The organism is Nostoc sp. FACHB-888, from assembly GCF_014696655.1.
In the GTDB taxonomy this organism is placed as follows: domain Bacteria; phylum Cyanobacteriota; class Cyanobacteriia; order Cyanobacteriales; family Nostocaceae; genus Nostoc.
Window position 1 is genome coordinate 1 of the sequence record NZ_JACJQM010000173.1, and the last position, 8,913, is coordinate 8,913.

Consider the following 8,913-nt stretch of genomic DNA (forward strand, 5'->3'; position numbering starts at 1 on the left):
GGGCTAATCATATTTCGTGTGCCATGATTTGAATTGTCATAAATCCTGTTGTAAGGCGATTGCATTTCTCTTGGAGAAGTAACCGCCCTTTCTCACTTGTCGAACTAGAGATCCCTTACACCTCTGCATTCGCATCTGTTGCAGGTAGGAGAGGTTTTTCTTGATAGTCACCTACTTCAAGTAAGAGGTTGCTTCGTGTACTTTATGCGATGATCAATGTTTGTTAAGCAATGGAATTTAGAAGCGATTGCATTTCTCTTGAGGGAGCAATCGCCTTTCTCACTTCCACGGGTAGGGATTCCTTACCCATCTGCATTCGCATCTGTAGCAGGTAGAAGAATTTTCTCTTGACAGTCACCTACTTGAAGTGAGAGGTTACTTGCTGTACTTTGTGTCATGATTCTGTTTGTTCCAGATTTAGCTTAAAAGCGATTGCATTTGTCTTGGGAAAGCAATCGCCTTTTCTGACTTCAGCAACTTACGCCGCTACTCTGGCTCGAACTCCCAGCAGCCCAATCACTTGTTCAGCACTAGCAGCCACACGATTGAGTCCGTACTGTCTTGGTCTTGCGTACCACACTTCTTGACTGCACCCGACGAAGCCAACCAAACGCCCTTCTTGAAAGAGTTTGGTGCTAAAAGATAACCAGTTAATCTCGCCGTGGTACAGACCAAAGACAGTGCAGGCTTTTTCCAATTCATCGCTCAGACGTTCATTGCGTTCCAAAGGTGTTTCTGGTAGAGTCGCTTTGACTTCTGCAACTCTTGTAGCGAACCAGTTGCGATCAAAGGGTAGCCGTCCGCCACCAACTAACTGCACCCATACCGTAATCCCGCCTTCGATCCAGATGGTACGGACTGATTCGGGTTCGACTTGGATAATCTCACCAATGATGCGACGGTCACGAGCAGTCAGGGGGTCAAGGGTAGGGGCTACAGCTTCAGCTTGGGTTTCGAGGTGGCTGTACAGTTCAGCTTGGGCTATCGCTTGCTCATCTCTGCGAGGGGTATCAGCAATTAGTGTTTGATTTAGCTTGAAGCTTGAGGGTGCTTGCTGTGTATAGGTTGAATGCATCATAATGAGGATCTCCAATTATTTGGACAAAAAGCGATCGCTCGGTTTGCGAGACTAGAGGCGGTCGCTTTTTAATTTCATCTTATGAATATAGTGTAATGCATTTGCACTGCAAAATCAAGACTTGCATTACAAAAGTTTTCAATATTTTCAAGTAGAGATATACTTCGATCAAATAAATGCACTGCAATACATGGAGATTATGAAACTTGATGCTCAGGTAAGTTTTCGTACTAGCAGCGAAATCAAGGCAAAAATAGAAAGCCTAGCTAGAGAAGCTGGCAAGAAACCGTCACAAATAATTAATGAACTGTTAGTAAGGGCTTTAGAGACTTCAGAACAGCCTCAAAAGCATGATGAAGTACTCAGCTTAGAAACGATGCGTCAAACGCTTTTACTCGTGGAGCAACGGATGAATAAATTGGAGCAAGAATTGGAGGGAAAATTCGCAGCCTGAGAGAAGAAAATGAATCTCTCAGGCAACAACACGAGCTTGTCTTACGAATAATGAAAGGAAGCCCGCCTCCGTCAACTGACAAGGCGGGTTGACTTTTCTTAATCCAAAATGCATTATAAATGAATACAATGCATTATAATTCAAGTAACAAAAATCTTGCGTATCTTTTCACTAGGAGATGCTTGTTAACGTTAACAGGGGGTTTGTATATCCTTGTAGCGACAAGAATGAGGTTGACATACTTCCTGGTGTGCTGGCGTTATAGCAAAATGCCTTATCAAATTTTGCTTTAGCATTCAGCATTACTTGGTGATTACTTAAAATTAATCCCCGCTAACAGCCTGGAAAACTTAGAGCGGGGATGCCCAAATGATCATCGGTTAAGACTATGGACACTCAAAGAATATCAAATTTTCTTAAACTATGCACAGCAGTCAATTACGTTATTGACCACCAAATACCTCTGCTGTATAGATACAAAAGTGCTTTTCGTGTTGAAATAGAGGCAGAACAAGAAAAAATCTTTTATCAGCTAAATGTGCTTTTTAACACCTCTCCTATCTATAAAAACAGGAGAGAAATATGCTGACACTAGACAGAGAACAAACAACAGCACTTGATTACGGTGTTGTCAATACCAGCATCCAGGAAACCTTCACCGCCATCGACCGATTCGAGTGGCAAGCGGTAAATGAAATCCTTCTGATGAGGGAACAGCAGCTTTACCTGCAAGCTGGATATAAAAACTTTGAAGAATACTGCCAGCGTGAATTATACGCCTGGGGTGGATACCGACGAATCAACCAACTGCTAGGAGCCAAAAAGGTCATAGACGCAGTTGGCGAGTTGGGTGGACACATCAAAAATGAGCGCCAAGCTCGTCCGTTACTTCGCTTAGTCAAGGAACCAGAGAAACTAAAACAAGCTGTAGCGATCGCTCTGAAAGATAACCCTGACCCAAGTGTTTCAGACTTTGCGGCTGCTGCAAATATTGTGGTTCCTCAACTTCCACGCAAAAAGCAATCTATTCAGGAACCACTGGTTCCCAAAATTCAAGAACCAGTGGTTCCTGAACCTGCTAAAGTCACGGTTTCACAACAGTCACACCCAAGGTATGGGAATGAGGGAACCATTGAGGCAGACGCACCGAATCACTGGCAGCAGATTGTTACCTTTGCTGATGGCGAGAGGTTGTTGATCAACAATGCTGATTTAGATGCCCACAGTGTCCCATTCCCCACAGAGCCAAGTTATCCACCACAATACTCTGAGGCGATCGCTGCACTCAAAGAGCAACACAAGCTTGAGTTAGAGCACTTACAACAAGAATTGAGAATTGGACTACAGTCAGAAGCCACAGCCAGAGCCGAAGAACAAGTAATTGAACAACTCTCAACCTTGCAAAATCTGTACAAGCAACAAAGGGAGCAAAACGTTCAATTGCAGCAGCGATTGGATGAAATGGAATCGTTACGACAGTTGGAAACTGAGAACCAACAGCTTAGGCAGCGCATTCAGGATTTGGAAAACGCTAAAGAGCCTCGAACTGGACAAGATTGGGGAAATACTTACACCAAACAAGGGGCTAAAGCGCTAAACAAGAAGGTTCAGCAAGCTCTAGAGAAAACTATTGACCTGCGATCGCTAGCCCAGGAACCACCAAAGGAAAATGCACAGGAATGCTTACGGCTAATGGGTATGGCGTTGAAGAATCTTGCCAGCGCTATGAACAATACCCAAGCACTTGAAGCTGCTGCGATAATTCTGGGGAGTGACCCGACACCATCTGCGATCGCATATCGAGCCGAGCAACTGGAAATGTTGCCCCAGGCAGTTAGCGATATTAGGGCAGTGCTAGCTAAACCTGGGTGTAGCTGGCAGGAATATTGGGTAGTGGCGCAAGAGTACGAGGTGATTAAACAAGATTACTGGGCAGAATTGACCACCCAAGAGACTGATTTAATTACCGCTCTCCAGAACGCATCCTCTCAACCAGACACCATCGACATCGGCTCTATCGTTGCCCATGCTGACCCCTACCGCACTTTGTATGTGGAAAGGGGTGAAGTCGTAGAGGATTTAGGCGAGGAAGTAGTGGTGGCTTGGGATTGTTGGAAGGAGCAATCAAAAAAGACTGACAGGTATTTCCGGGACGAGTTGCGATTCTGGCAGCCTCAATAGGCTTTCATTGCATCGGTAGCTTTTTAGACAACCAAATACAAGTACCAAACCCTGCAATCGCTGTAGGGAAAATTCCGTGCGTCAACATAACAGGAGATTGTACAATGACCGCAACTATTACCAGACCCAAACCCAAAAAGGCTGCTGCTAAACCACAGTCACCGTATAAAAGGCTTCATGTGATTATTCCCATAGAAGATATGCTGTGGGCTTCCCAGCAAAAGCCCTCAGTTACGCAATTGTGGCAAGAATGCTGGACGGCTGACCCTTATGGTTCTCGGTGGATGCCTTTGACCTCTGCTTTGGGGTACAGTACTTTTATCTCTGCGAAGAAAATTCTAGTTGAAAGCGGGTTGTTCATTTTCAAGCCGGATAAGTCCATTCAAGATGGACGGGAAACAGCTAGCTGGATGGTAAAGAATTTGCATGGTAGCAGGATTAAAGAATTTTGGGAGAAAGCTAATTCTGCGTCACCAAAACCAGATGCTGAAAAACAAGAGCCAAATGCTGGGGATTCAGAGATGAATGCTGGCTCTGAAGAAATGGGTGCTTTAAATCAAGCATCTATTTTAGGTGAAAGTCAGTTAGAGCAAGGGTTACAGGAAACCTCACAAACTGTTCAGGAACACCTCACAATCTCTTCAAAAGAGATTGTGAGGTGTATCTCTGACACGCTAAATGAGATTTTGCCCTGTGAGAAGACGGCTCACGCGCCCTTGGAGGGCGCTTCGCCTCAGACTGTTGAAAGCGTGTCAGAGAAAGAGAAAGACTTGCCTATGGCAATGGACTGCACAACGCTGACGCTTGTGGATGCTGCACCAAGTCAATCTGCTTTATTGATAGGAGAAAACCAGGATTGTGGCGTTGAATTGAGGGACTGTCATGGAGGTACTTGTTCTGCCGCGCCCGTCGCTAAAAATGAAAAATTTTTAAATTCTGCGATGTCTAGCGACAAGCCGTTTCACGTCCACGCTAATCAAACTCAGGGGCAGGTAGAACAGGGAAATTCAGCTTCGTTGTCAGGAGAAAACCAAGTTTTGGGTGTAGAAGTCAAAGCAGTTTATGAAGGTACTGGTTCCGCCGCGCCTGTGCCAAATCCTGAAAAATGGTCGCATGAGGCAATAGTTGTACGGTCAAATGTACGACCGGAGCGTATGCAGAAACTCAAGGTTGCGGGAAATTCGGGGGAGAATCCGGGGTTTGAGTTCTTGCAGGAGTGTTGGAGTGATGACCCTGCTTTGCAGATTGTAATTAAAAAGGTGCTGCTTAAGTTTCCGCAGTGGGAAATTGCGATTGTGGATGGGGTGCTGGCTGATTGGATAGGTGAGGAGGTAGGTTCATAAATCAGCCTACACCAATTACATTGTTGTTATGCAATAGATGGCAGAGTCTGACCCCGCATCACCATCTGCTGTAACACAACCCTTTTAATTGGGTGATGTTCGCCTTGAATACCAAGCATGAACAAGTAGATTCTGAAAAAATAGCACAGGTGCATCAAAGCCGCCCGATGCAATGAGTGATGCAACTTCTTGGGGTGGCAGCACAGCAACATCGCGACCATAAGACGCGCGCATCTTTTCAATATCTTCCTCCGGCAGTTCGGCAGACTTCATCATTCGCAACCAAACATTAAGAAGGCTTTGATAGGCTGAAGTAGACATATCATAAGCTATATCGGAACTAATCAAATATCCTTGGGGGCGAAGCCGTAAAGCAATCTGATTAAAAAAGTTGCGCCGCTCCTCTTTCTGCATGAGGAAGTGAGAAACGACAAGGCAAGTCGCTGCATCAAACTCGTTTGATGCAGGCAACGAATCGAGATAACCTTCGTGGAAAGTGCAGCGTGCCGTGATTCCACTTTCTTCAACCTTCTGGCGGCAAACATTAAGCATAGGAATCGCAGGCTCTACCGCAGTGAATCGCCATTGTGGAAATGCTTGGGCAAGAGCAATCAATTCCGAGCCAGTTCCTACACCAACGCAGAGTATCCGGGCATCAGCAGGAAGTTCTAATAGTATGGCTCGGATAAACAAATCAAGAGAGTCGCGGATTGGAGCCAACTTAGCCCACCTTTTATCATAGTCAGAAGCGGCTTTTTGATCGAAAATAAAAGCTGGTTTTTGATTTTTCATATGGGGAAGCCAATAAGAAAGTAAGCGGAGTTTGCCAAAGTCAATAATTAAGGCACGTCTACAAAGATCGTCTCAAGACAAAAGCGGCGTATAGACCTGCTGGGCCTCCGTCTTGCATCAAAACAATCGGCAAGAAATTGAGCATGAATGCTTATTTCAATTGTACTTTTGCTTTAATCTAGACTTTACACGTCAAAGTAAGCTACAAATTTTTTGCCCAGTTTGTCAAAAATTTGCCCTTACATTTCGATAGGCTTTCGGGGTGACTTTAACCCTGTTCTGTCACTTTGGGAGAAGCCAGTTCCTGAAAGCCTTTGAGAGCCTTATTTTTCAGATTTTGGCTATAAATTTTAGTTTCTCTTAGAAAAGAAAAGCTCAAAAATTTATCAAATCAAAGTTTCAGAGTTTCGCTCCGATTATTGTTTTCCGAAAGTGACAAAACAGGGTTAATAAATCGACGAAATGCGCCTGCAAAATGACTATACAAACCCCTTGGAGATTGCTGAAACTCTCTGTGTAGGTCGATCCCAAATTGTTGAATTAAAAGGTCTTGGGCTGCACACTGTGCAATAATTCCAACCGTTTTACCCGTCAATTCATCGGCAATTTACTTGATAAATATAGGGTTAAAATTAATACCTACCATTTCCTGCTTGCTTTCCAGCACGACTTCATACGGCAAGTTTGCAGGTAGGACGCAAATATTACCTTCTCTAACTTGCTGTTTTCTAAGTTGACCTTGTAACGGCTTTCAACACAAAATCAAACTCGGTCGAGTAAAACGGTTTACTTTGATTTTTCGCCTTGAGTTCGTTTGGTGTTTCATGCTTTTGTAATTGAACAATCGCTGATCGAACTGCAAAGGTGGTATCTGAATCCAGGTGAGGATCGCCAGCCATAAAGATTTGAGTTGTCAGCGAAGTATATTCTGGGACACTGACTTTGAAATGGATGTGAGCCGCTCGCCAAGTATGCCGTCCTAGTAGTCGTAGCAACTCGCCTGATGGCCCGTTGGCTGGCACGTTATAACCCAGAGGCACCACAGTTTCAAACATATATTTACCACTGGCATCTGTTTTGAAACATCCCCGAAAGTTCCCTTGCGGTTGAGATGAATCCTGAATGTCATACAATCCCTTAGAATTCGGTTGCCAAACATCAATCAGGGCATTAGCGAGCGGTTGACCGTTTACATCTAAAACACTGCCTGACAGGAAAAGCGTGTCACCTTCTGGATCAATGCCCAAGCGATCACCCAGGAGACGTTCTGCTGCATTCGGCACATACAATGGTCCTTCTAAATTGCTTTCTGTACCGTTATGTGTATTTTGTAACAGCTCTACCAACTCTGAGATCCCTAATATATCTGTTAACAAATGTATCTCTCCAGTAGGAATCTCTTGAGTATGGTGGCTTGCCTGGTTAAGGAAATCACGTCCCTGCTGTAATTCTGGTTCAGTCAGATTCACCTCGCGCACAAAGTCATGCAAATGTTGAACCAAACTTGTATAAATTTCATATAGTCGCGGGTGGGATTTGCCGCGATCGCCATGCTCGACGACAGCTTTAGTAATGGTGTCAAGGGTGATATTATCCATGATTGAACTCCTTATTTGTTAAGTAATTAACATACTGGTTCGCCTATCTTAAAAGCGTGTTAAAGTACCCGCTCCAAATTTTGGGATGGATGGTAATGTGTAGCTAATCGTGGCGGCTCCTGTCGGCGTTCAAGCTCCTGGATATGACTGGAAAGGGAACGAATGACCCAACGCTTGTTGGTAGATATTCGCCAGATTGCTATCTGCCGTGTTAGTTATCATGCAGTGATTCACCAAGTCATACAGTGGAGCGCAACCAAAGGTTGTATCCTTCTCTAAACTCAACCGCAACACCTCTCCTTGTCCTGCAAGAAAGCCTTTGTTGGAAATGTAAATATCACCATCAGAACCGATTTCTAGACCTGTCGGATTAATTAGCTCATCATCCAAGATCGTGGTGCGAGTTTTACTATCTGGAGATACATAAATCAGGGCACCTGCGTCACTTTCATTCAAGATTCCGTCCGCATCATATTCCAGGACATAGAGACCGCCAAATTTATCAAAGGCCAGATCCGCGATATTCGTAAAACCCCCTGCATAAACTTCCGGTTGACCTTCAGCATTAATGCGGTAAACTTTTGCTGTTTCTGCCTGAAAAGGAAACCCAGTCAATTCGCCAACATAGAGAGCGCTATCAGGGCCAACGGTGACTGAGGTGGGGACAGGCTGCCGCACCACGGCTTCCCCCGTAAGCGGATCAGTCGTGGTATAAGTTGGAAAGACTGTTTCTAAAGTCGGTTCGCTGCTAAAGGCTCGCTGACTGAGCAAATCATTGGCACCTGCATCTACGACATAAGCTGTATTGTCTTTAATCAGCAAGTCATAGAGGTTAGTGTCTACATTTTGCCCATCGGGGTTGTTATTTTGCTCATAAGCACCAAAATCGCTCAATCTTGTCCAAGAAGCACCACCATCAAAGTTATTGATTGCGATCAACTGGCTAAAATCAGGAACTTGTAGAATATTATCTCGATTGGCTGGATTGCTACCAAGACCCATGATCGCATAGGCGTTTCCATAGGCATCAAACTCAATGTCATTCACACCTGCTGCATCTGATCCATCGGGTAATGCCAGCGATGGTAGTCCGGTTACGACTCGTTCTACAACACCATTTTGGATTCGGGTAATTGCACCTGTTGCACCATAGAATACAGACGCGCCTGGTTGAGATGGAGACGGAATACTGGTACCTGTCCCCCCTCGTCCTGCTTCGGCAACATAAAGTGCCCCATCAGGACCAAAGCTCAACTTACGTGGACTATCCAGACCAGATGCCAGCACCTCAATTTGCGATATCTGTGGTGTTTTTACTGTTTGGGACATGGTTTTCCTCCTTTGAATTTACGATGCTCTATCCTCAATAAGCTAATCGGCATTTAAGCTGCAATATAACTTACATTACCTTTGTTTTTGATTTTCCGATGCCACTTAATGACTAACTCGCCTTGATTCAACAAATTA

Annotated in this window: 7 protein-coding genes; 3 read left to right on the top strand and 4 right to left on the bottom strand. The window is 44.6% G+C overall.

Going from position 1 to position 8,913, the window contains the following annotated elements; all coding sequences use genetic code 11:
• Positions 1–478 precede the first annotated feature (478 nt).
• On the bottom strand, positions 479–1,078 hold the full coding sequence (locus H6G26_RS35255) for a hypothetical protein (RefSeq protein ID WP_190735883.1): 600 nt from the start codon (positions 1,076–1,078) through the stop codon (positions 479–481).
• A 199-nt stretch (positions 1,079–1,277) separates the two neighbouring features.
• Here H6G26_RS35255 and H6G26_RS35260 point away from each other — a divergent pair, with 199 nt between their 5' ends.
• The 3 genes from H6G26_RS35260 to H6G26_RS35270 all read left to right on the top strand — a co-directional run bounded on the left by H6G26_RS35260 (position 1,278) and on the right by H6G26_RS35270 (position 5,056).
• Positions 1,278–1,532 carry a hypothetical protein gene (locus H6G26_RS35260; RefSeq protein WP_163935955.1) on the top strand — a complete coding sequence of 85 codons (255 nt, stop codon included), beginning with the start codon at positions 1,278–1,280 and terminating at the stop codon, positions 1,530–1,532.
• A 582-nt stretch (positions 1,533–2,114) separates the two neighbouring features.
• Positions 2,115–3,713 (top strand): hypothetical protein, encoded by a 1,599-nt coding sequence (locus tag H6G26_RS35265; RefSeq protein WP_190735885.1) that lies wholly within the window; start codon positions 2,115–2,117, stop codon positions 3,711–3,713.
• A gap of 104 nt (positions 3,714–3,817) precedes the next feature.
• Positions 3,818–5,056, top strand: a complete 1,239-nt coding sequence (locus H6G26_RS35270; protein WP_190735886.1) for a hypothetical protein — start codon at positions 3,818–3,820, stop codon at positions 5,054–5,056.
• 84 nt (positions 5,057–5,140) lie between these two features.
• Here the strand turns inward: H6G26_RS35270 and H6G26_RS35275 are convergent, their stop codons facing one another.
• From H6G26_RS35275 to H6G26_RS35285, 3 genes are all read right to left on the bottom strand, one after another.
• A complete protein-coding gene (locus H6G26_RS35275; RefSeq protein WP_190735888.1) occupies positions 5,141–5,848 on the bottom strand; it encodes a class I SAM-dependent methyltransferase in 708 nt (235 codons plus the stop codon).
• Between the two features lie 728 nt (positions 5,849–6,576).
• Positions 6,577–7,446 (bottom strand): dioxygenase, encoded by an 870-nt coding sequence (locus tag H6G26_RS35280; protein ID WP_190735890.1) that lies wholly within the window; start codon positions 7,444–7,446, stop codon positions 6,577–6,579.
• Positions 7,447–7,575: 129 nt separating this feature from the next.
• Entirely contained in the window at positions 7,576–8,775 is a 1,200-nt protein-coding gene (locus H6G26_RS35285; protein ID WP_190735891.1) for a ScyD/ScyE family protein, read from the bottom strand.
• Positions 8,776–8,913: the final 138 nt, after the last annotated feature.